At 57.5% G+C, this 21,762-nt stretch carries 17 protein-coding genes; 11 read left to right on the top strand and 6 right to left on the bottom strand.

What is annotated here, in order from left to right; translation table 11 throughout:
- Window positions 1–9: 9 nt before the first annotated feature.
- Window positions 10–993, bottom strand: coding sequence for a TRAP transporter substrate-binding protein (locus Q1A34_RS14265; protein ID WP_300035360.1), 984 nt, complete (start codon window positions 991–993; stop codon window positions 10–12).
- 53 nt (window positions 994–1,046) lie between these two features.
- Entirely contained in the window at window positions 1,047–1,832 is a 786-nt protein-coding gene (locus Q1A34_RS14260; RefSeq protein WP_300035357.1) for an SDR family NAD(P)-dependent oxidoreductase, read from the bottom strand.
- Window positions 1,833–2,102: 270 nt separating this feature from the next.
- Here Q1A34_RS14260 and Q1A34_RS14255 point away from each other — a divergent pair, with 270 nt between their 5' ends.
- From Q1A34_RS14255 to Q1A34_RS14245, 3 genes are all read left to right on the top strand, one after another.
- On the top strand, window positions 2,103–2,783 hold the full coding sequence (locus Q1A34_RS14255; RefSeq protein ID WP_300035354.1) for a GntR family transcriptional regulator: 681 nt from the start codon (window positions 2,103–2,105) through the stop codon (window positions 2,781–2,783).
- 45 nt (window positions 2,784–2,828) lie between these two features.
- Entirely contained in the window at window positions 2,829–3,143 is a 315-nt protein-coding gene (locus Q1A34_RS14250; protein ID WP_300035351.1) for a cupin domain-containing protein, read from the top strand.
- Window positions 3,144–3,267: 124 nt separating this feature from the next.
- On the top strand, window positions 3,268–4,149 hold the full coding sequence (locus Q1A34_RS14245; RefSeq protein WP_300035348.1) for a LysR family transcriptional regulator: 882 nt from the start codon (window positions 3,268–3,270) through the stop codon (window positions 4,147–4,149).
- Between the two features lie 183 nt (window positions 4,150–4,332).
- Here the strand turns inward: Q1A34_RS14245 and Q1A34_RS14240 are convergent, their stop codons facing one another.
- Genes Q1A34_RS14240 through hydA form a run of 3 tightly spaced genes read right to left on the bottom strand, consistent with a single transcriptional unit; the run spans window position 4,333 to window position 7,373 of the window.
- Window positions 4,333–5,262, bottom strand: a complete 930-nt coding sequence (locus Q1A34_RS14240) for a dihydrodipicolinate synthase family protein (RefSeq protein ID WP_300035345.1) — start codon at window positions 5,260–5,262, stop codon at window positions 4,333–4,335.
- Window positions 5,255–5,932: an aspartate/glutamate racemase family protein gene (locus tag Q1A34_RS14235; RefSeq protein WP_300035342.1), complete on the bottom strand. Its 678-nt coding sequence runs from the start codon at window positions 5,930–5,932 to the stop codon at window positions 5,255–5,257. Before Q1A34_RS14235 ends, Q1A34_RS14240 begins: the two co-directional genes overlap by 8 nt.
- Before the next feature lie 28 nt (window positions 5,933–5,960).
- A complete protein-coding gene (hydA, locus tag Q1A34_RS14230) occupies window positions 5,961–7,373 on the bottom strand; it encodes a dihydropyrimidinase (RefSeq protein ID WP_300035340.1) in 1,413 nt (470 codons plus the stop codon).
- 279 nt (window positions 7,374–7,652) lie between these two features.
- Between hydA and Q1A34_RS14225 the strand changes: the two genes are divergently transcribed.
- The 4 genes from Q1A34_RS14225 to Q1A34_RS14210 all read left to right on the top strand — a co-directional run bounded on the left by Q1A34_RS14225 (window position 7,653) and on the right by Q1A34_RS14210 (window position 13,673).
- Window positions 7,653–8,846 (top strand): MFS transporter, encoded by a 1,194-nt coding sequence (locus Q1A34_RS14225; protein ID WP_300035337.1) that lies wholly within the window; start codon window positions 7,653–7,655, stop codon window positions 8,844–8,846.
- Between the two features lie 577 nt (window positions 8,847–9,423).
- Window positions 9,424–11,928: a pyridoxal-dependent decarboxylase gene (locus Q1A34_RS14220; protein WP_300035334.1), complete on the top strand. Its 2,505-nt coding sequence runs from the start codon at window positions 9,424–9,426 to the stop codon at window positions 11,926–11,928.
- Window positions 11,929–11,940: 12 nt separating this feature from the next.
- On the top strand, window positions 11,941–12,861 hold the full coding sequence (locus tag Q1A34_RS14215) for a hypothetical protein (protein WP_300035331.1): 921 nt from the start codon (window positions 11,941–11,943) through the stop codon (window positions 12,859–12,861).
- 11 nt (window positions 12,862–12,872) lie between these two features.
- Window positions 12,873–13,673, top strand: coding sequence for an adenylate/guanylate cyclase domain-containing protein (locus Q1A34_RS14210; RefSeq protein ID WP_300035328.1), 801 nt, complete (start codon window positions 12,873–12,875; stop codon window positions 13,671–13,673).
- 27 nt (window positions 13,674–13,700) lie between these two features.
- On the opposite strand, the gene Q1A34_RS14205 is transcribed toward Q1A34_RS14210, so the two are convergent.
- Window positions 13,701–15,761, bottom strand: a complete 2,061-nt coding sequence (locus Q1A34_RS14205; protein ID WP_300035324.1) for an EAL domain-containing protein — start codon at window positions 15,759–15,761, stop codon at window positions 13,701–13,703.
- A gap of 369 nt (window positions 15,762–16,130) precedes the next feature.
- Between Q1A34_RS14205 and Q1A34_RS14200 the strand changes: the two genes are divergently transcribed.
- From Q1A34_RS14200 to Q1A34_RS14185, 4 genes are read left to right on the top strand one after another with little or no spacing between them, the layout of a single operon-like run.
- Window positions 16,131–18,230, top strand: a complete 2,100-nt coding sequence (locus tag Q1A34_RS14200; protein ID WP_300035321.1) for a hydantoinase/oxoprolinase family protein — start codon at window positions 16,131–16,133, stop codon at window positions 18,228–18,230.
- Window positions 18,227–19,885 carry a hydantoinase B/oxoprolinase family protein gene (locus tag Q1A34_RS14195; protein ID WP_300035318.1) on the top strand — a complete coding sequence of 553 codons (1,659 nt, stop codon included), beginning with the start codon at window positions 18,227–18,229 and terminating at the stop codon, window positions 19,883–19,885. The genes Q1A34_RS14200 and Q1A34_RS14195 overlap by 4 nt, the downstream gene beginning before the upstream one ends.
- Window positions 19,882–20,964, top strand: a complete 1,083-nt coding sequence (locus tag Q1A34_RS14190) for a histidinol-phosphate transaminase (protein ID WP_300035315.1) — start codon at window positions 19,882–19,884, stop codon at window positions 20,962–20,964. The genes Q1A34_RS14195 and Q1A34_RS14190 overlap by 4 nt, the downstream gene beginning before the upstream one ends.
- A complete protein-coding gene (locus Q1A34_RS14185; RefSeq protein ID WP_300035312.1) occupies window positions 20,961–21,704 on the top strand; it encodes an Asp/Glu racemase in 744 nt (247 codons plus the stop codon). Before Q1A34_RS14190 ends, Q1A34_RS14185 begins: the two co-directional genes overlap by 4 nt.
- Window positions 21,705–21,762 lie beyond the last annotated feature (58 nt).

Below are 21,762 nucleotides of genomic sequence, written 5' to 3'. Positions count from 1 at the left end.
AGGCCAGATTTATTCAGTGGCCTGGATCAGCTCGACCAGCGGACGCAGATCCGGGTTGCTCGCCAGATACGTCTCGTAAACCGGCGTCATAGCGGACTGAAAGGGACCTTTGTCCGCAATCACATTCACGATGACGCCGCCGTCCTCGACCATTTTCCGGCTGCTGGCTTCGCGTTCCGCCCAAAGCTCCCGCTGCATGTCCGCGGATTCCATCGCGGCTTCTTTCACAGCGGTTTTCATTTCGTCAGACAGCGCGTTGTAGGCATCAGCATTCACACAGATGCATTCCGGAATGATCAGGTGCTGGCTGAGTGAGTAATAGCCTGCCACCTCAAAGTGACCGGTGGACTCGTAGGAGGGCCAGTTATTCTCCGCACCGTCCACAACGCCGGTTTTCAGCGCCTGGTAGACTTCGGCAAATGCCATGGGCGAGGGGTTTCCGCCCAGCTCTGCAATCATGCCAGAGTAGAGATCATTGTTCATGACCCGCACTTTCATGCCTGCCACATCTGCCGGTGCATTGATCGGTTTGTCGCCGTTGTAAAATGAACGGGCGCCGGCGTCATACCATGCGAGAGGCACAAGCCCTTTGGCCGCCATGCCTTCGGCAATCGCAGCACCGCCGTCACTTTCCAGAACGCGGAACATGTGCGGGACATCTTTAAAGATGAATGGCAGGGAAACTACATTGGCTTCGGGGGCTATCGGCCCGATTGGCCCCAGATTGAAGTTGCCGATTTCCAGACCACCCAGACGGACCTGCTCAATCGCGTCAGGCTGGCTGCCCAGAGTGCCGCCATGGAACATTTGCAGCGTGACCTCGCCGCCGGTTTTTTCCGCCAGAAGTTCTGCAAACCGGTCCATCGCGATTGTGTTCGGATAGCCTTCGGTGTGGATGTTCCAGCCACGCCAGTCTGCCGCGACAGCGGCCGTGCAAAGTACAGATACAGCAGTTGCTGCGCCCAGCAGTGTTTTTGTCAGTGAATAAGTCATTCTTTCCTCCCTTGAATGGTGGACATCTGTCCAGCGTACCGGCCACAGGCCGGTTATGAAAAAATCAAACCTCCGTTTATGTCGATATTTGTTCCTGTTATGAACGAGGCCGCGTCTGATGCCAGAAAGCTCACCAGCGCTGCGACCTCTTCTGACGTGCCTTCGCGTTTCAGTGGCGTGATATTCGCAACGTGGCTGCGGACTTCGTCTTTTGTAAAAGTGTTGTGGAAATCGGTGTCGATCATTCCCGGGCAGACAGAATTCACGCGAATGCCCGGACCCAGCTCTTTGGCCAGCCCCCGCGTCATTGTCATAACCGCCCCTTTTGAGGCCGCATAGGCCACGGCGCCTGGGCCTCCTCCGTCGCGTCCCGCCTGACTTGCGATGCCCACAATTGATCCTGAACCGGACATATGCGGCAGAACTTCGCGGGTGGCGCGCATGAACGAACCTGCATTCAGGTCCATGACATAGTTCCAGTGCGCGGTATCCATTTCCAGCATTGTCCTGCGCGCTACAAGACCGCCAGTGACATGCACGAGCACATCCACACCCTGTCCGAAAGTCTGTGCGGTTTCTTCAACGAGGGCGGCAACATCCTGATCGCTCGTCATATCGCCCTGCCGGGCAAAGGCCTGCCCTCCGGCGGCCCTGATCTCTGATACGGCGCTCTCTGCGCCCTCAGAGGAGCTGTGGTAATTGATGGCAACACTGGCACCTGCACGTGCAAGGTCCATCACGCAGGCGCGTCCGATGTCCCTGCCACCACCCGTCACGATCGCTGTCTTGCCTTCCAGACTGCGGCCGTTCTTTGCCGTGTCGATCAGTGGCTGATCCATGCCGTTGTCCCTCGTTTCTGGTTTGCCTGACGGGCCGCTGACGGACCGGCAGATTTAGTCGAATGAGTCTCTTGGATTATTTAGACGACTAGTATACTAGTATTGTCAACAACTATGTTTATGGCGTCTGTCGCCCGGGCGGCATCAAGTGCTCTCGCCAAACGGGAAAGCCTTGGCGGGCGCAGAGGATGCGGATAACCCGGTGATATGTGACGGTGCCCGCGGATTCTGACCCGCGAGGGGACACGGAAAGAAGGACAAAAGAGACCTATGCAGGGATTTTCAGAAGTCTTTGAACGGCGCACAACGACAGATATCGTTTTTGATCAACTGCTTGAAGAAATCGTGTCGCTGGAAATCCTGCCGGGTGCCAAGCTGTCAGAAGCGGACATTGCGAAACGGTTTGGTGTTTCGCGTCAACCGGTAAGGGATGCATTCAATCGTCTGGAGGCACAGGATCTGCTGCTGATCCGACCGCAGAAGGCTACCAAAGTACGCGGGTTTTCCCTGTTACGTATCGCACATGCGCGGTTTGTAAGGCTTGCGGTTGAGCTGGAAGTTGTTCGCAGCGCCTGTCTGACCTGGAGCGCAGAAAACACGGATACTCTGGGCCGGAACCTTGAGGAACAGGCGGAAGCAATCAGTACGGGGAATGCAGAGGCATTCCACGGGCTTGACTACAAGTTTCACAAACTGATCTGCGAGCTGGGCGGATACCCGCTTGCCTTTAACACTATTCAGGAGTGCAAACAGCGCATTGACCGGCTCTGCGTGCTCAGTCTGGGACGTCAGAGTGAGGCTGCGACCCTGTTTTCTGATCACAGAGAGCTTGCAACAGCGCTTACCGGAGGCAATGTCGAGGCCGCGACAGAGGTAACGCGCAGGCACCTGGGCCGTCTGGATGAAACCATCGCGGAAATCCATATCAAACATTCAGACTACTTTGAATAACAGGCGCCGCGCTCGACCACACAGCTCCGCAGGAGATGACTTTTCATGAAGAATACCCACCCGGTTGTTGCAACTGATCCCGGCGTGACGCGTCAGGTTCTGGCAGACCATCCCGATCTGATGATGGTCTCGTTCCGCTTTGAAAAGGGGGCAGAGGGCAGGCTTCACCAGCATCCACACGTGCAGTCCACCTATGTCAGATCCGGGCGTTTTCTGTTCTTTTGCGGTGGTGCCGAAAATGAACTGGGGCCAGGCGACAGCCTGGTGATACCAGCAGATACAGAACACGGCTGCATCTGCCGCGAAGCTGGCGAGCTTATCGATTGTTTTACCCCGCGCCGGGAAGACTTTCTCACCTGACATGATCAGAAATCCGCTCACGGCCAGCGCATTGGTGTACCAGATCAGACCACACGTGTAACGTGCAGGGTGCCAGAGAACCGGTTGGTTTCTCGGAGCGAGCCCGGCGGAGTGAGGTGCGGCCTTGGATACGATTGACGGAATGCGTACCTTTGCCGCTGTTGCGGCAGAGCAGTCCTTTACCGGGGGCGCGAACCGGCTTGGTATCAGCACCAAACTGGCCAGCAAATACGTGCGCCAGCTGGAAGAGAGGCTCGGCGCGCAGCTTCTTCACAGAACCACGCGCAGCGTCACGCTGACCGAAACGGGGCGCGCATACTATGACCGTTGCCTGCCGCTTCTGGATCAGTTCGATGAGCTTGAGGGCCTGGTGCAGGACAAACAGTCAGAGCTGGCCGGTCCCGTACGGATTACAGCCCCAACCGGCTTTGGCAGCACGCATCTTGTTGACGCGTTACGCCCGTTTCAGAGCGCGCATCCGCGCGTGGAGATCGAACTGAACCTGTCAGATCATCACGTCTCTGTTGTCGAACAGGGTTTTGATCTGGCCATCCGATTTGGTGATCTGCAGGATTCCACCCTGGTGGCCAGAAAGCTGCTGGATATGCGGATTATTTGTTGCGCATCGCCGGAGTACCTGGCGTCCCATGGGATGCCGGACACGCCGGAGGCCCTGACAGAGCATAACTGTCTGCTTCAGTCCGCTGGAAGCACGACGGATCACTGGACCTTTTTTGTTGATAACCAGACAAAGGCCATTCCTGTGCGCGGCTCGTTCCGGGCAAACTCACCGATGGCCGTTGCCAGGATGGCTGCCGGCGGCCTTGGGATCGGACGGGTCCCACTCTATACCGCGCGCCCGCTGATCAGCGACGGCCGGTTGCAGGTGCTCTTTGAGACACACGAAAGCCCGCCGATCGGTCTGCATGCAGTGTATCCGCCCGGGCGGCATCTGACGGCGCGCATCCGCGCGCTCATCGACCACCTGAGAGAGTTTCTGGAGTAGCCCGAACCCGGTACGGCGATCAGGTTGGATGCTTGCCGGACAAGAGACCGCAGTTCACCTGGGTGGCCGCACCCAAATGACCCCTGGAAACGGCCAGAGCGCCGATCCGGTAGGTCAGGTTGGATGCGCTGCGGATTTTTGACCGGATCAGTAAAACGGAGATTTAACCGACAAGGAGCGTAATCACACAGCCGGTTCGATGCCGAGGTCCCGCAGTTTTGCCACCTGTCGAAGAGCGAGTGCGTCAACTTCTGCGCAGGCGGTCTGGGAAAGTACAGCGCCAGGCCTGCGCAGGACCGGGTGTGCGATCACGCCCTGCTTCCACAGCGAGTATTTTCGGATCGCCAGCCCCATGCCGGGCTGCGCTTCATAGCGGATCATTGGCATATAAGCATCAAAGATGTCACGGGCGCGTTCTGCGTTGCCGTCATTGTATGCTTTGGTCACCAGCGCCATCATCTCCGGATACCCGAACCCGGTCATTGCACCGTCCGCGCCGCGCATCATTTCTTCGAGCAGGTACATGCCACCGTTACCGCACAGGATGGAAATGCGCCTGCTGCCAGCATCTGAGGCTTCCCGCAGAGCGGATATTTTCTCGAGCCCGGGCCAGTCCTCATGTTTGAGCATGACGCAGGTCGGGCAGTCCCGCACGATCTGCAGGATCACGGAAGCAGATATCTGGACCCCGGTGGCAAGTGGGAAATCCTGGAGCACAAAAGGAATGTCCTCAAGAGTTTCCGCTGTCTGGTGGTAATATGCCAGGATCTGCGCATCAGTCCGCAGTGACGGGGGTGGCGCCACCATGACCCCCGCTGCGCCTGCCGCCATCGAGGTTTGCGCGAGGGACGCCATCGCAGCAAATCCGGGCGCGGAGACGCCGACGATGACCGGAACGTCCGCCCGGGATGTGACCGATTTCACGATGCTTGTGGACTCTTCGGCAGTGAGTTTTCCGGCTTCCCCCATCATACCCAGGATCGTCAGCCCGTTGGCCCCACGCTCAATGTAGGCGTCTGTCAAACTGTCCATACTGCAGAGGTCCAGGGCGCCGCCTGGCAGGAATGGCGTTGCGGCGATGGTGAATACGCCCCGGGTGCTCTCGTTAATCATCGCTGGCTCCGCTCTGGTGTGCCAGACCCAGTGCGATCTGGCTCAGCGCCATTCCCGCCGCGGCCTGAGTGGGCTCTACGACAGGCAGGCCCGTTTCCTGTTCCAGCCTCTCACGGTACTGCGCCATTCCGGCACAGCCCATGATCAGCACCTCGGCCCCGTCCTGGTCACGCAGGGTTTTGCCGGTGCCGATCATCGCATCGAGACAACGATCAGGATCGGCCAGATCTGCCACACCCAGGCCCAATGCCCTGTCGCCGGCCAGCCGGTCCAGCACGCCCATCGCGCCAAAGGCGCGCAGATGGCGCGGCACGGATGCGGGCAGAATTGCGATGACACCAAACCTTTGGCCCAGCGTCAGTGCGGTCATCACGGCTGCTTCCTGAATACCCGTGACGGGAAGGGAGGTCTGTGACCGAAGCGCATGCAGCCCGGGATCACCGAAACAGGCGATGACATACCCGGCCGCATCGGTTTGCTGTGCGGCCAGTCGAAGCATTGGCGCGATTGTCAGGTCAGCCTGCGCCTGGGTCTCAATGCCCGGCGGGCCCTGGGCCAGCGTCAGACAGCGTATTGGAATGCCAAAGGGGCGCAGTGGATCAAGTGCCTGTTCAATGCCCGCCGTCACGGTCTGTGACGCGTTCGGATTTATGACAACCAGTGTTTTCATATACCCTGAACCATCTCCAGAACTGTGTTCATATGCTTTTCCCCCGCCTTGCTGTCGCCGCTGGTGCTGGCCTGTCTATCCACCGGCCATCTCCGGGCAGGGCGGTGAGCGTGCCATTCAGAACAATCGTCCGCCCGCGCAAAATCACTCTTTCCGGCCATCCCCGGACTGTGCGCCCGGCCCAGGGGTTGTAACCGGTGTTGTCATGCAGATCGTTCTCGCCATAAGTCACAGACTTTTCCGGATCCCAGATCACGATGTCTGCATCCCTTCCCGGGGCGATTGCCCCCTTGTTCTCAAGCCCGTAAGCCGCAGCAGGTTCTGTTGCGGTTATTTTTGCAAATGCCTCTGCCCCAGCCCGCTGGTTGGATATCATGGCATCAAACATTAACGGCAGACGCGTTTCCAGCCCTGGCAATCCATTGGCGATCTGATGAAAACCGGCGTCCGGCCCGGCGGAGAGTTTCCCCGTTTCATCGAAACGGTAGGGCGCGTGGTCTGACGACACAAGGCACAGGGTGCCGTCTGCGAGAGCGTCCCAGAGCGCGTTCTGATCGGCAATGCCGCGCTGAGGCGGAGAGCACATCCATTTCGCGCCGTCGAGCCCGGGCTTGTCCAGAACATCAGCTGTCATCAGCAGATAATGCGGGCAGGTTTCAGCCCTGACCGGCGCGCCCCGGGCTCTGGCCGCGCAGATGGCGGCGGCGCCGCCGGCGGTAGAGACATGGAAAACCATGACCGGCTGACCCAGGTATTCTGCAAAGCGGCAAATGCGTTCAATCGCTTCGATCTCGGCCATTTCGGGGCGGGATGCCGCGTGATGCACCGGGGCTGTCTGCCCACTCCGGATCAGCCTGTCGCGGGCCTGCGCGATAATTGCGTCATTTTCCGCGTGTACGCAGACCAACGCGCCGCTCTGTCTGGCAAGCTCAAAAACAGAGAGCAGTTCTGCATCACCGAGCCGGATATCATAGGTGGTAAAGACTTTCAGAGAACGATGTCCTGCGGCTGCGAGTTCTGCCAAGTCCTTCTCAAAATCCGCAACTTTGGTGTCCGTCACCGTGATGTGAAAGGCATAGTCAATCATAGCACCCCGTCGCGCGCGGACCGAATAGTCGGCAACGGTTTCCGCAAGCGTCTGGCCCCGACCCTGGGCGGCAAAAGAGATCACACTTGTGGTGCCGCCCATGGCCGCAGAACGTGTCGCAGTTTCAAAGGTATCGGCGTTCCACAGACCCATACCGGACATCTGTTCGATATGCGCATGGGTATCCACCCCGCCGGGCATCACCAGCATGTCCGTCGCGTCAATGGTTTCTTTGGAATAATCGACAGGTTCTCCGACGGAGACGATTTTTCCGGCGCGCACACCAACATCACCGTTGGTAACGCCCCCCGGCGTTACCACCCGGCCGCCGCGTATGACCAGATCTGTCTCCATGATGTTCTGCCTGTATTGTTCTCTCGCAGAATGCCGGGAAATTCAGCCAATGCAAAGGTTTCGGTTATGCGTACTGCGACACCGGGTGCCTGCAGCATCACTGACAACAGTGGTAACGCTTTGAACGGCCCGCCCGCGTTCGCAAATCAAGTTCAGCTTACGATTTGTCAGCGCCCCTGCCCTGGATGCCACTGGCGCTCGCCGAATTTAACGTCATTGTGCCCTCTGTAGACAGGTGCCGGGCGGGGCTGTTGCGCGATGCAGGGGTAAATTTGCTGAATGTCTGAAGAAACACAAAGCGGGCCGGTTGCCGGCGGACCACTCTGGCGGGATGGCGTATGGCGTGCGGTTACCGCAGCCTTTCTGTTTAACGGGCTTTTGTTTGGTGTCTGGGCGTCCCGCGTTCCCGCTTTCAAAGAGCGTTTTGACCTCGAACCCGGCGCGCTGGGGCTGCTTTTGCTGGCTCTGGCGGCGGGGGCAATCGTGTCCTTCCCACTGGCCGGGGCCCTGTCTGAAAAATGGGGTGCGGACAGATTAACGCTGCGCTGCGGCTGGGTATACGGGCCGGTTCTCGTCGGGCTCGCATTGGCACCGGGGCCGGTTTCTCTCGGGGCGGCCTTGTTTCTCTTCGGGGCGGTGCACGGGTCAATGGATGTCGCCATGAACGGCTGGGGCGCGCAATGTGAAGATCGGCTGAAACGTAGCACGATGTCGGTTTTTCATGCAATGTTCAGTCTGGGGGCCGGGATCGGCGCCGCCAGTGGGTATGTTGCCGTGCGCTCTGGACTGGAGCCACAGGTCCATTTCATCATCGTGGCATTTGCCGGCGGCCTGACTGCGGTTGCAATTATGATCCCTGCAGTGCAGGAGCGCGTGGCGGCCACACCAGACAACACATCCGGACCGCTGCTCGCCTTGCCGACCGGTCCGCTGGTTCTGATTGGTCTGATCGCATTTACAGCTTCGATGGGAGAGGGCGCAATCGCTGACTGGAGTGCTGTTTTCCTGCGCACTGCGGTCGGGTCCGGAAAAGCGCAGGCTGCTCTGGGATATGCCACATTCAGTGTGACGATGGTGCTCGTCCGCCTGTCCGGCGGGCGTCTGGTTGAGCGTTTCGGGCCGGTGGTAACGACTAGAGCGAGTGCTGCCTCGGCATTTGCCGGACTGACGACTGTCGTTCTTGGCCAAACACCGATTGTTGTTTTGGGTGGTTTCGCGCTGGTCGGGGCCGGGTACGCTGTCCTTATGCCGCTCGCCTTTTCGCGCGCCGCTCGTGACGCACATGTGGCACCGGGCCCGGCAATCGCCGCAGTAGCAACACTCGGTTACGGTGGCTTGTTACTCGGGCCCCCCGTTATTGGTTTCGTGGCTCAGATGACCGGCTTAAGGCTTTCCTTCGTGCTGCTGGCACTGCTTGCCTTGCTGGCATTTGCTCTGGCACCGGCACTGCGCACGTCTGGCCCGCGCGACTGAAACCCGCTGTTCACAACTTTTTAACGGCGGGTGGCGCGGCTCAGTGATCCAGCGTGGTTTCCGTTTCCCAGCTGTAAGCGATGGCATCAGACGGTACGACGAGAGGCCTGGTTTACAGCATCCGTACAGGCTTGTGACTTGCAGGTGCGCTGTCCCAGTGGGCCTTTGTGGCGCGTTCGTTCAGCGGGGCGCCTGCCACATAACGAGCGATTTGTGATGGGCTATTTTACCAGGTTTGCCAAAGCAAATGCGCTGGATTGCCGTGATAACATCCGGCTCGGCAACAGGTTCTGAATTCACCTCAATCGAAAAATGGCGGGGGCGAATTGTGTCTGCAAAATACGAATGTCAGGTGCAATCACGCATCTGCTGCGGGTTGCTCTCAGTGTTCCATGAGACTCGCGCCAAACAGGTGTGAACAGGAACAGTATTGCCGTTTTCTGTATGATTTCGCGCCGCTTTTCTCCTCTGAATTGTAGGAAAGGCGATTTTTCTAGTCGCTGAGGAGTTTAGTTGTTACCGTTACGTCAAAAGACGGCCCGCACAGCAAAGGTCGCGGGATGAACAGGGGGATACAATGGTGATCAGCCGCCAGCGCACGAAACTCGTGCGCGATATCGACGAATTCAGGCGTAACGCGTTCCAGGATAAGCTCAGTCTCGACCGGCCAGGTGGCAGTCTGCCTGCGGCGTGGTTTCTGGGCCCCAAGGCCGAAAACGAAGACTTCCTGCGCGAAATGATCACTCTTGCAATTGACGAGGCCGTAAGTGCCCGGCGGGAGTACCAGCCGGATGATCCTGAAGCATTCTCTGTCACGGAACTGGAGAACAGCGGATACACCACTGGACGGGCGCTGTTTGAGGAGCGTTTCAGGGAGGTACTGGGTTTTCTGAAGGGCTCTGTCCCGATGTCCAGCTACCGTAACCAGAGCCATATGTACTGGGATACAACGCTGCCCAGCGTCGTCGGTTACTTTTCCACGATGCTCTACAATCAGAACAACTGCACACCCGAGGCCTCGCCCATCACCACGGCTCTGGAGATGGAGGCGGGCGACGATATGTGTCGCATGCTGGGCTATACGATTCCGGATCGCGAGGCGGTGCGTCACGGAGCCATTCGTCCGTGGGGTCACATTACCTGTGACGGCAGTGTTGCAAATATCGAAAGCATGTGGGCCGCGAGAAACATCAAGTATCTGGGGGTGGGGCTGGCACAGGCCATTCGTCATGATCCGGATATGGCTGCGGCACGGGACGTTACTGTTACCACATTGCAGGGCAAAAGACGGCGTTTGCTGGATCTGGATAACTGGAGCCTGCTGAACCTGCCGATTGATCAGGCGATCAAACTGCCGACACGCATCAGCAAAACGGCCGGTATCAGCGAAGACACTCTGAAGGCTGCTCTGGCGGCGTATTCGGTGCAGGATCTTGGACTGCTGGAGTTCCACCGGCGTTTTCTGCCGGATACGCCTTCCCCGGTGGTCATGACGCCTGCAACCGCGCATTATTCATGGATCAAGGCGGGCTCGCTGCTGGGACTTGGTCGCGCCGCGGTGCACGGCATAAGGGTGGATCTGGACGCCCGGACCGATCCCGTTCATCTGCGGCAGATGCTGGAGGCGTGCCTGCAGGAAGGCAGACCTGTCGTTCAGGTCGTTGCAGTGATTGGAAGCACCGAAGAAAGCGCTGTCGATCCTTTGCATGAGATCGTCAAAATCCGAAACGAGTTTCGCCAGCGTGGGTTGGAGTTCTCTTTGCATGCGGATGCAGCATGGGGTGGGTACTTTGCATCCATGCTGCGCAATTCCTGGCTGGACAGGCAGTATGACGCTGCCAAAACAGATGCAGAGCGCGCCGATCTGGAACGCCAGATGATAAAAATTTACGGTGTGGATGACCCCGATGCGCTGCCTGACACGCAACTGCCCGCGTCAAAGTCATCTGTGCCCCCGGGCAAGGTTCCCAGTCTCAAAGACTGGGCTTCCAAGGATATGTTCACGCGGCGCAACGTGCAGTTTGCGCCAGGCATCGACCTGAACGAATATGTACGGCGGCAGTACGCAGCACTGCATCATTGCGATACAATCACCGTTGACCCGCACAAGGGCGGATTTGTCGTCTACCCGGCAGGCGCACTGTGCTACCGGAACGGCGGACTGCGCCATCTGATCGCTTTTGCATCCCCCGTAGTTCAGCACGGCGACATCGCCCAATCGGTCGGCTTTTACGGGGTGGAGGGGTCAAAACCCGGTGCTGCGGCCACTGCTGTTTACATGTCACACAGCCTGATCCCTGCGGATCGCACAGGTTACGGTGCCCTGCTGGGAAAATGCATGTTCGCGAGCAAGCGTTTCTACGCCGGGCTGGTGGGAATGGCCGGGCCGGAAGATCCCTTTTATGTGACCACTTTCCAGCGGTTGCCGGCCGAAAAGGTTGGCGCTTCCAGAACCGAGGTGCGCAAACAGATAGCCATGATCCGGGACAAGGTCTTTAAGGCACCGTCTGATGATGATCTGCTGGCCGCCCTGGCGCATGATTTTGAACTGCGTGAGCTTTTTGCGGAAATGGGTTCGGATCAGTGCATCGTGGCCTATTCTTTTAACTATATCGACGGGTATGCTCAGAACCGGAAAATTTCGCGCCTGAATGAAATGAACGAACGCATGTTCGAAGCGATGAGCATGCAAAAGTTCAGTGACGACGGGCAACCGGGCGTCGATCTGCTGGTGACGGCCTCCAGCTTCGATCCGGATGTGTACGGCCAGGAGTTTGTCGACAATTATGCGCGGCGGATCGGTGTGAACCCGGAGCCGGGCGTCGGGATCAAGTTCCTGATCTCCACACAGCAGAACCCGTGGCTGACCCAGACCAAAAAAGGGGATTTTACGCCGGAAATCATAAAAGTGCTCCACGGCGTCGCGACCGAAGCTGCACACTATGTGCGCGATCAGCACAAGTTTGATCACGGGCGGGAGTATTACCGTGCGGGTGGCTCACCCTATGAGGGGCCACAGTTGCCCGACAGTTCTTCCGATCTGCCGGCAGCGATCGAAGCCATCAAGACGCCAGAGGACTGAGGGGGACTGCAAATGGATCATTCACATCATCACGCACCGCCCGAAGGCGCAATTGAGCCACAGCTGGCGAATGTTGTCTACAATCCCCCCCATCTGCATGCGTTCTCGCTGATTGGTTACGAGCATGTCTTTGCAGTTCATATGACCCAGTATCACCACGAAGTTCACAAGTATCAGATTGCCTATCGCGCAGAGCTGCCGGATGCGGTGCTGGAAGAATACCGCCAGGTCCGCCGCAATAACCCGGGCGATTTTATCGTGATGTGCAATCACGCCGAAGATCCCTTCATTATTCCGGCGATACCCTCCCGGGAAAAGCGGACATTCCGCGCCAATATTTTTCAGGGCATGCCGTCTTTTCCGCCCGAATTCCTGGATGATCCACATTTTTTCCCATGGGATCCTGAAAAAGTCGTCCAGCCGATCGCGGGCGATTTTACCGCAACTGTCGGACGGATGGTTCTGTTCCGTCCATTTGCCCACCATTACCAGCAGCCTGACATCGCTACATACCTGCTTTTTGGTGAGGATGGTGAAGCGCATATGACAAATCTGCAAACGGCCAGTCTGGCCAGCGGACCGTTTGAGCCCGATGCTTTTGGGCCGGACTATGATCATCAGCTGACGTTGAAATCCGCGCCCTCCTGGCTTCATCCGACCCTTCTGAAAGCCGGCGTGATCGTCACTGTACCTTCGGTTCGGTTGCGTGACGCTGAGGGGAAGCCGACTATTCCGTGCTCAAGCCCCTTTGCCAACGGAGAAACCATCGAGGTGATGTATCGCGGGATGGGGCCGCCCCGTCAGGTCACTGTGGGGCACACGGTGCTCTGCGCAACAGGCGTATCAAACAGCGAGGCTGTCATGCCCTGCCCGGAGGCTGAATCGATGAATATCTCACCCACACCGGACCGGTTCCTGATCGCAAAACAATAGGAATACCTAAAATGACTTCAGATTATGCGCGACAAGACGGCAACGAGGAAGTCTGGAAACTTGTCCTGATCGAGGGCCATCCGCTTCTTTTGTCCAAGAAAAAACGTTTTGGGTCACTGCCAAGTGATCCAAGATGCAAGCTTTGTATCGCGCCCTTCAGTGGATTGGGTGGCTGGGCATTGCGTACGTTCAAAGGGATCCGCCAGTCCAAACGAAATCCACTGTTCTGCAATGCATGTGATGAGTTTCTCAAGGCCTATCCCGGCGGAACCGACACGCCGATGACCATGATGTTTGTGGATATTCGGAATTCAACCGGCCTTTCTGCAGACATGCCGGCGCGGGAGTTTATGAACCTGGTGGCCGAACTGCGCAATGTGGCGCTGGATGCAATGGCCAAGACGGATGGGTCAGTGCTCGAATTCATTGGTGATGGCGTCGTCGCCGTCTGGCCACCCGGCATTGCCGGAGCCGATCATGCCAAAAAGGGGATTGCCGCCGCCCGGCGTCTTCAGCAGGAGGTCGGCAAACTGGCGCCCAGGGGGATTGAGCTGCCGATTGGCATTGGTGTGCATACCGGAGAAGCTTACCTCGGCACGATTGCCGCTGCCAGCAACGACATCCAGGACATCAGTGCCTTTGGACACGAGGTAAACGTGGTGGCGCGTATATCTGCTGCGGCGGGCGCAGGACAGGCACTGATCAGCCGGGCCACCTGCGAAGCAGCGGGCCTGGAACATGACCCCGCTGACTTTATGCAGCCGGAACTGAAAGGGGTTGAGAAACCCGTGGATGTTCTTGCGCTGACCTGAATTCTGCAAAGCAACGAAAAGGTGAGGTCACGAAACCTTTTTTGCGTCCACTGCTCTCACGATTGGCTGGATGTCTTCAAGGCTGAGGGGTTTTCCGAAATAGTAACCCTGAACATAGGTACAGTTTTCGGACCGCAGAAAGTTCAGCTCTTTCAGCTGTTCGACACCTTCAGCAAGGACGGGGATTTTCAACGCGTCACCCAGAAGCAGTGTCGAGCGCACGATGGCCGCCCGCTGATGATCCGTATCGACGTCCTGTATAAAACTCTGATCGATTTTGATTTTGTCGAATGGAAACGCTTGCAGTGTCGCCAGTGAGGAATAGCCGGTGCCAAAGTCATCCATGGCGATCCGAACGCCCATTTTCTTGATCTTGTGCATCACTTCAATGGTTGAGGCCTGATCTTCGATAATGCTGGCTTCTGTAACTTCCAGTTCAAGACGCTCTGGCGGCAATCTGCTTTCCATCAGGATGTCGGACAAATGCTCAAGAAAAGCAGGTTGTACAAGCTGTTGGGGCGCGACATTGACCGCGACGCTGAACGGTTTGGTCCAGGTGGCAGCCTGCAGGCAGGCAGTTCGCAAAACCCAAAGACCAATTTCGCGGATCAGACCCGTTTCCTCCGCCAGAGGGATGAACTCACTTGGGCTGATCCGGCCTTTTTCCGGGTGGTTCCATCGGATCAGGACCTCAAACCCTACCGGTTCAAGTGATACCAGGTCATTTTGCAACTGATAAACCAGTTCAAACTCGCCGCGCGACGCGGCCTGCCGCAGATCTGCGATCATCAGAAGCCTTTCGCGGCTCTGTTCATCCATGTCCGGGTGGTAAAAACAGACATCCGTTTCGGGATCGAGCTTGGCCCGATAAAGCGCAAGGTCAGACTTCTGGAGAAGATCCGATGTTTTTCTGCCGTCATCAAGCGTCGTCGCACCACCGATTGAAGCGCGGACGATCGTAGACAATCCTGCAATATCGACCGGTATGGAAATCTGGTTGCTGATGCGCTCCGCAAAAGCTTTTGCTTCTTCTATTGTTACGATGTTCAGTTTCAGAGCAACGAATTCATCCCCACCGCTACGCGCTATGAATTCGCCCTCGCCGCAGAGAGCACCAAGCCGCTGCCCGATTTTTCTCAGGATTTCATCACCAGCAGCGTTTCCGTGCAGGTCGTTGATTTCCTTGAAAAGATCAAGATCAATGGTGAACGTTGCCGCATTCATGCCGCCAAAATCAGCGAGGGTTTTATCGAATACTTTTGTCTGGCGGGACAGCTCCAGCCTGTTGGGCAGCCCTGTCAGGCGATCATGATGGGCAGTATGCTCCAGCTGTTCAATCGCTTCGCGTTCCAGGTTCACCTCAAGGCTGATAGAAGCGAAGCCGACAACAAGAATGATTACTGTCACGGCTGAAACCAGAAGACCCAGCAGACCATCAGGCAAAACCTGTTCCGGAACAATGATAAACGGGCTGAGCTCAAGCGTGATCGCAGACATTCCGGTGAAGTGCATAGAGCAAATCGCCAGAACCATGAGAAAAGCGCCACCCATCCAGCAATATCGCGTTACCGGATAAACTATCCGGTGATAAGCTGCGGCACCCAGCGTCGTTCCCAATATGATCGATGCGGCCACGCTGGTGACATTCCAGTTGATCTGCCCGGGGAGAAGAAAAGCGGCCATGCCCACATAGTGCATGGCTGAAACAGTCAACCCAAAACCGGCTCCCGCGATCACGAAAACCCAGCGATGCTTGCCAAAGGCAAGAAAGGTATTTGTGGCCAGAACGCCCAGCACACCCACCGCCAGGGAAACACCGGTCAGAACAGGTTCATATCCGTGTTCGAAACCGGGTTCATAGGCAAGCATGGCGATAAAATGTGTGGACCAGATTGTTGCACCCGAGATGAGACTGCCAAGACCCAACTGGATGTATTTGCGCCGTTCCGTCGCGAAAATCAGGCGTCGTGCGATGAGGACGGACAGGCAGGAACCAACGACGCAGACAAGAGCGGCGGCGGCGACAAGGAAGTAATCATGTTCCTGGGTCAGACATTCGATTATCCGATACAATGCTTTTCCGCCCATTCAGCTTTTGCTGCCGCAAACTGCCACTAAACCGGTAAACGGCTGCTTTACGGGCGAAATCCAAGTACAAAAATTTGTCACTATTCCTATAACGGGCCGATCCTTCTTCGCCGCCTTTCATGAGGATGAGCGCTCATGTGAGCTTGCGAAATAGATATTGATCCTTGACAGATCCTCATGGCCACTGCCTAAACTCAGACCCTGAGAGAGGCACATATGTTGATTGGCACAGATACTGTTTTGATATCCGGAGCCGCGGGCATGACGCGCCGGCATACGGGGTGCGACCTCGTCGTCTGACAGCAGATCAGCCCAGCCCGGACATGCGGGCCTGCAACTTGCACGTTTTCTCATCTTCAGGATATGCCAATGACACAGTCGCGCGGATTGCGCATGGCAATCGATATCGGTGGCACTTTTACAGACACAGCAATTGTGGACGCCAACGCTCGGGTTGTCGCGACCTGTAAAGTCCCGACAACTCCGGACGCCCCTGTCGAAGCCGCTCTTTCTGGTGCACAGGAAGCCCTTACCGCGGCCGGTGCTTCCATGCAGGAAATCGATGGGTTTATCCATGGCACTACCCTTGCGACCAACGCGCATATCGAAAAGCGCGGTGCCAGAGTTGCAACAGTCACCACCGAGGGGTTTCGCGATATCCTCGAAATTGCTTATGAGCGCAGGTACAGTCAGTACGCCATCAATCTGGTGAAGCCGGATCTGCTTGTCCCAAGATCGCGTGCCTTCACAATCGGTGGTAGGATGGATGCGCGCCGTGCAGAACTGATCCCCCTGGATGAAGCTGCGGTCGCTGATCTGGCGGACCGGTTGCGGGAGGCACGTGTCGAGGCGGTTGCGATCTGCCTGCTGCACGCATATGCGAACCCTGCCCACGAACGCAGGCTGGCAGAACTGCTGCAACAATACCTGCCCGGGACAGTTGTCTCGCTGAGCCATGAGATAAGCCCGGAAGCGCGAGAGTTTGACCGGCTGTGCACAACGATTGCCAATGCGTATATCCAGCCCCTGATGTCCAGATACCTTGCTGATTTTGAGCGAAAATTCGCAGAAAACGGGTTGCGCTGCCCTGTGCTGATGATGACGGCTGGTGGTGGCATGACGACGCTTGAGACGGCTGTGCGCATGCCGGTCCGGCTGGTCGAATCCGGGCCTGCCGGTGGTGCGGTTCTGGCTGCGCGAATTGCACAGGGCGTAAAGGAAAACGAGATCCTGTCTTTTGACATGGGCGGAACCACGGCGAAGCTTTGCCTGATAGACGAATACCGTCCGCAGATGGCACGACGGTTCGAAATTGCCAGAGCTGCCCGTTTCATAAAAGGGTCGGGAATGCCGGTCAGAATACCGGTGATTGAAATGATCGAGATCGGGGCGGGGGGCGGCTCTGTCGCCGCGGCGGATGATCTGGGGCGGGTGACTGTTGGCCCGCAAAGCGCGGGCTCCGAACCCGGACCCGCCGGATTTGGAAAAGGCGGCACGCAACCGACCGTCACCGACGCGGACATTATTCAGGGGTATATCCCGCCCGATGGGTTTGCCGAAGGCAGGTTGCAGGTCAGTTCTGATCTATCCGCTGAAGCTTTGCTGGGGGACGTCGGAACGCCTCTGAACCTCACGGTTGAGGAGGCCGCGACAGCCGTCAGCGAGATTGTGGACGAGGCGATGGCCAGCGCAGGCCGCATGCACGCCGTTGAATCCGGTAAGGATATCAGTTCCCGGTTAATGATCGCATTCGGTGGAAATGGCCCGTTGCACGCAACGCGGGTCGCAAGGCGCGCAGGAATTTCACGCATATTGATACCACCTGATCCGGGTGTCGGCTCGGCGGTAGGGTTTCTGTTTGCGCCGGTTTCTTTTGAGATTATCCGCTCCAGATACACGCGGATTGACAGGCTGGAACCAGATCAGATTAACGCGCTGTTTGACGACATGATCGGTGAAGCAGAGGCCGTTGTTCGTGCCGGCGCGCCGGAGAGCCGGCTGTACCAGCGGCGCACAGCCTATATGCGCTATCATGGTCAGGGGCATGAGATTGAGGTTGATCTGGGCAGTCAGAAGCTGATCAGTTCCGACCGCGCCCGTCTGATTGCTGCATTTGAACAGGAATACAGCCGTCAGTTTGGCCGGGTTGTCCCGGGCATGATCACAGAAGTGCTCAACTGGGGTGTCTCGGTCTGGTCGGACGCGCCGGTTCCACCATCTGGTGCTGTCGCGACGTCCGGAACCACAAAATCGGCGGATACGTTCCGCCAGATCTGGTGCAGCGTCACAAGCACATGGCGCAAGGCCGGAGTATTTCAAAGGTCAGAACTAAGTGCAGGCGACGAGATCAACGGACCTGCATTGATCTGCGAGCCGCAGACGACAACGCTGGTCACCGCTGATTTCAGTGCACGCACCGATGCGGATGGCAATATCTGGCTGACATCAACGGGGGAGCGGGGCCAGTGAAACCAGCTACTATGCAGTTACAGGTTATGTGGAACCGGCTTCTGGCCATAGTTGAAGAGCAGGGCCAGGCGCTCGTGCGGGCTGCATTCAGCCCGATCGTGCGGGAATGTGGTGACATCTCGGCGGGTATATTCGACGCAGATGGCAGGATGCTCGCTCAGGCAGTGACCGGGACGCCGGGGCACATCAACACCATGGCAGAGGCGGTAAAGACCCTTTGCGCGACATTTGATGCACGGCAGATGCACCCGGGCGACATTTTCCTGACAAACGATCCCTGGATCGCATCCGGGCATCTGAACGATTTTCTTCTGATGATGCCCGTTTTCTATTCCGACCGTGTGGTCGGCTTCTCGGCCTGTACCTCGCATCTTGTTGACCTTGGTGGACTTGGGATGGGGCCAGAGGGATCGGATATTTATGATGAAGGTTTGCTGATCCCCCCGTGCAAGCTCGTATCGGGCGGCGATCTGAACACACTTCTGATGGATATCGTCCGTGCAAACTCGCGAGAGCCTATTGCAAACGAAGGCGATATATATGCGCTCATTGCGTGCTGTGAAACGGGCGCGAACCGGCTGCAAAACATGATGCAGGAATTTGACATAAGTGACCTCACGGACCTCTCCGACTACATCATCACAACATCACGCAATGCTACTCTGCGCGCGGTCGCTGCGATGCCGCAGGGCACCTGGACAAGTGAACTGATCTGTGACGGCTATGATGCTGATATCCGGCTCTGCGCGCGCATGACCGTTTCGCAAGCTGGCATTGACGTGGACTTTGCCGGAACGGATTCCTGTGTGGACAAGGGTATCAACGTTCCGCTGAACTATGCGACGGCCTACACTGTTTTTGCTCTGCGCTGTATCGTAGGCCCGGATATCCCGAATAATGCCGGCTCACTGGAACTTTTTCGCGTAACAGCACCGGATGGCTGCATTCTGAATGCTCTGTCGCCGGCGCCTGTGGCCATGCGGCATACACTGGGCCAGATGACGCCGGATCTGATTTATGGCTGCCTTGCGCAAGCGCTGCCCCAAGCTGTGCCAGCCGAAGGAGCGTCATGTATGTATGATCTGCCGCTGCGCCACACACCCGGCGCCGCGTCGGACCCGAGCCGTCATTTCGCACTGGAGCTGGTATTCAACGGGGGAACAGGCGCGCGGCCGGGGCTTGACGGATTGTCCGCAACGGCCTTTCCCAGCGGTGTCTGGGGCAGCCAGATTGAAACGACTGAGGCCGCTGCGCCGGTACTTTTCCGCAGAAGAGAACTGAGAGAGGATTCCGGCGGTGCGGGTGAAAGGCGCGGCGGTCTTGGACAGCGCATTGAAATCGGCCCGTCTGGCGGTGAGGCGTTTATGGTTTTCCTGTCTGTGGAACGTGTACGCAACGCGGCGCGGGGCCGGATGGGTGGCATGAATGGTAAACCTGGCCGTATCCGGCTTGAAAAGCAGGGAGCAGGCTCAGGCGATCTTCCGGGAAAAGGGGTTTTTGAGGTCAGCAACGGCGATACGCTTATATTTGAAACACCAGGCGGCGGTGGTTTCGGACCTCCGGAAAACAGAGCGAGAGCGGCCCTGGAGGCAGATGTCAAAGCCGGCTTAGTCAGTCCGGAAGGCGCAAGAAAATACGTTGGAGCAAAACCATGATACCCGTTCAGCCGCATGTGGCGGTGATGTCCCCATATGCACTGGCAGATACGACAGTCCCGGACGGCATTGCACCTGTGATGCTGGCCCAGAACGAAAGTCTGCGCCCACCCGCCCCGGGAGTGATGAAAGCAGTCCGCAAAATACTGAGCGGTGCAGAATTGTACCCTGATCCGGAATGGACGCTGCTGCGGGATGCGTTGAGCCACTTCCACGGAATAGAGAAAGACCGCATTTTATGCGGCAGCGGTTCGCTTGACCTGATTACCGCTGTTGCGAGAACTTTCTCTGGTCCCGGACGGGCCGTGCTCGCACCTGTGCATGCTTATCCGTTTTTTCGAACCTCGGCCGCAATGTCCGGCGCCCGGTTCGACACTGCGCCGGAAACACGATCGGGTGTCAGCGTCAGCAATCTGCTGCAGTCTGTCCGCCCTGACACGGGGATCGTGTTTGTCGCAAACCCGGGGAACCCGACGGGGACACGCATTTCATCGGACGCGCTGCGCAGGCTCAGGGCCGGCTTGCGGCCGGATATCCTTTTGGTTGTTGACGAAGCATATGCCGAGTTCAATGACCATCTGGGCGAGCGTTTCTGGGACATGACCGATGCTGGAAACTGCATTGTTCTGCGCAGTTTTTCGAAAGCTTACGGGCTTGCTGGTCTGCGCGTGGGTTGGGGGTATTTCCCCGGGGAACTGGCGAACCACGTGCGGAAAGTGCTCAATCCGAACAACCTTGCTCTGACCGCTCAGGCTGCAGCTGTCGCAGCTCTGGAGGACCGCGAATACATGCGTCAGACATGTGCGCAGACCGCAGAGATCGCGAACCTGTGGGCCGGAAAATTGCAGTCAGCCGGGTTCAACGCGGTACCCGGATGCACCAATTTTCTGCTTTTGCGGTTTGATGATGCAGCCGAAGCTATAGAGGCAGACAATGCGCTGAAAAAGGCTGGGATTTTTCTCCGGCGCCAGAATGCAGCGTCTTTGCCGCAAGTCCTCCGCTGGACCATTGCCCAGGAGCCTTGCATGCAGGCTGCTTTCGACGCGTTAATACGTTGGCAAGAAGGTGAGCGGGCATGAGCAGCAGACGTGGGAAATTTCGGATCGGGCTGATGGTTCCTTTTACCAACACCAACCTCGAGCCTGATTTTGCACTGATGTGCCCGCCGGAATTTATGGTGCATACTGTGCGCATGGGAGGCTACGAAGAAGAAGCGATCCCCGGCGCAGATCAGATGCGGGGGCTGGGTACGTCGGGTCTGGATGAACCTCTCCGTCTGTTGAATGGCGCGCATCCGGACGTGATTGTTTATGGCTGTACTTCAGCGACGCTGACGCACGGGCCTTCATTTGATCAAAGCCTGTCTGAAAAAATGTCGGCAATGAGCGGTTGCGAGGCCATAACAGCGGCAGGGGCGCTTGTGGAAGGTCTGCGACGGACAGGTGTCGACCGGATTGGCTTTGCGTCACCCTATGTAGCTGAAATCAATAGTCTTGCTGTGTCCTACCTTGAAAAATCCGGGTTTCAGGTTGTGTCCCGGGCTGAAGTGGACAGTGCTCTGAGCAACGAAGGACAGGGCGCTATGACCCCTTCAGAGGTTTTCAATCTGGGCCTGGCGGCAGATCGTGACGACATCGGGGCAATCGTGCTGTCCTGTACCGACATGCGCAGCGTCGAAATCATTGATGCGCTGGAAAAAGAGACAGGCAAGCCCGTCATTACGTCAAATCAGGCGCTTCTGGCTGCGGTCATCAGGGCTGTCTCGTGGAAAGGACAACTGCACGGATTTGGCCGGTTGTTGTCAACATCAACAAAGTGAATGCGGCGCGCATATCTCCGGGGTGTTCAGAAACCGGTTGGTGCGTGTCATTTTTCAG

It is taken from the genome of uncultured Roseobacter sp. (assembly GCF_947491795.1).
Classification (GTDB): Bacteria; Pseudomonadota; Alphaproteobacteria; order Rhodobacterales; family Rhodobacteraceae; genus Roseobacter.
This window is presented reverse-complemented; position numbering and strand designations above follow the sequence as displayed.

Excerpts from the sequence above, each read along its gene's own strand:
- Q1A34_RS14265 (WP_300035360.1), bottom strand. The coding sequence starts at position 993 with ATGACTTATTCACTGACAAAAACACTGCTGGGCGCAGCAACTGCTGTA.
- Q1A34_RS14260 (WP_300035357.1), bottom strand. The coding sequence starts at position 1,832 with ATGGATCAGCCACTGATCGACACGGCAAAGAACGGCCGCAGTCTGGAA.
- Q1A34_RS14235 (WP_300035342.1), bottom strand. The coding sequence starts at position 5,932 with ATGAAAACACTGGTTGTCATAAATCCGAACGCGTCACAGACCGTGACG.
- Q1A34_RS14250 (WP_300035351.1), top strand. The coding sequence starts at position 2,829 with ATGAAGAATACCCACCCGGTTGTTGCAACTGATCCCGGCGTGACGCGT.
- Q1A34_RS14225 (WP_300035337.1), top strand. The coding sequence starts at position 7,653 with ATGTCTGAAGAAACACAAAGCGGGCCGGTTGCCGGCGGACCACTCTGG.
- Q1A34_RS14190 (WP_300035315.1), top strand. The coding sequence starts at position 19,882 with ATGATACCCGTTCAGCCGCATGTGGCGGTGATGTCCCCATATGCACTG.
- Q1A34_RS14215 (WP_300035331.1), top strand. The coding sequence starts at position 11,941 with ATGGATCATTCACATCATCACGCACCGCCCGAAGGCGCAATTGAGCCA.
- Q1A34_RS14200 (WP_300035321.1), top strand. The coding sequence starts at position 16,131 with ATGACACAGTCGCGCGGATTGCGCATGGCAATCGATATCGGTGGCACT.
- Q1A34_RS14220 (WP_300035334.1), top strand. The coding sequence starts at position 9,424 with ATGGTGATCAGCCGCCAGCGCACGAAACTCGTGCGCGATATCGACGAA.
- Q1A34_RS14205 (WP_300035324.1), bottom strand. The coding sequence starts at position 15,761 with ATGGGCGGAAAAGCATTGTATCGGATAATCGAATGTCTGACCCAGGAA.
- Q1A34_RS14255 (WP_300035354.1), top strand. The coding sequence starts at position 2,103 with ATGCAGGGATTTTCAGAAGTCTTTGAACGGCGCACAACGACAGATATC.
- Q1A34_RS14210 (WP_300035328.1), top strand. The coding sequence starts at position 12,873 with ATGACTTCAGATTATGCGCGACAAGACGGCAACGAGGAAGTCTGGAAA.
- Q1A34_RS14240 (WP_300035345.1), bottom strand. The coding sequence starts at position 5,262 with ATGATTAACGAGAGCACCCGGGGCGTATTCACCATCGCCGCAACGCCA.
- Q1A34_RS14185 (WP_300035312.1), top strand. The coding sequence starts at position 20,961 with ATGAGCAGCAGACGTGGGAAATTTCGGATCGGGCTGATGGTTCCTTTT.
- hydA (WP_300035340.1), bottom strand. The coding sequence starts at position 7,373 with ATGGAGACAGATCTGGTCATACGCGGCGGCCGGGTGGTAACGCCGGGG.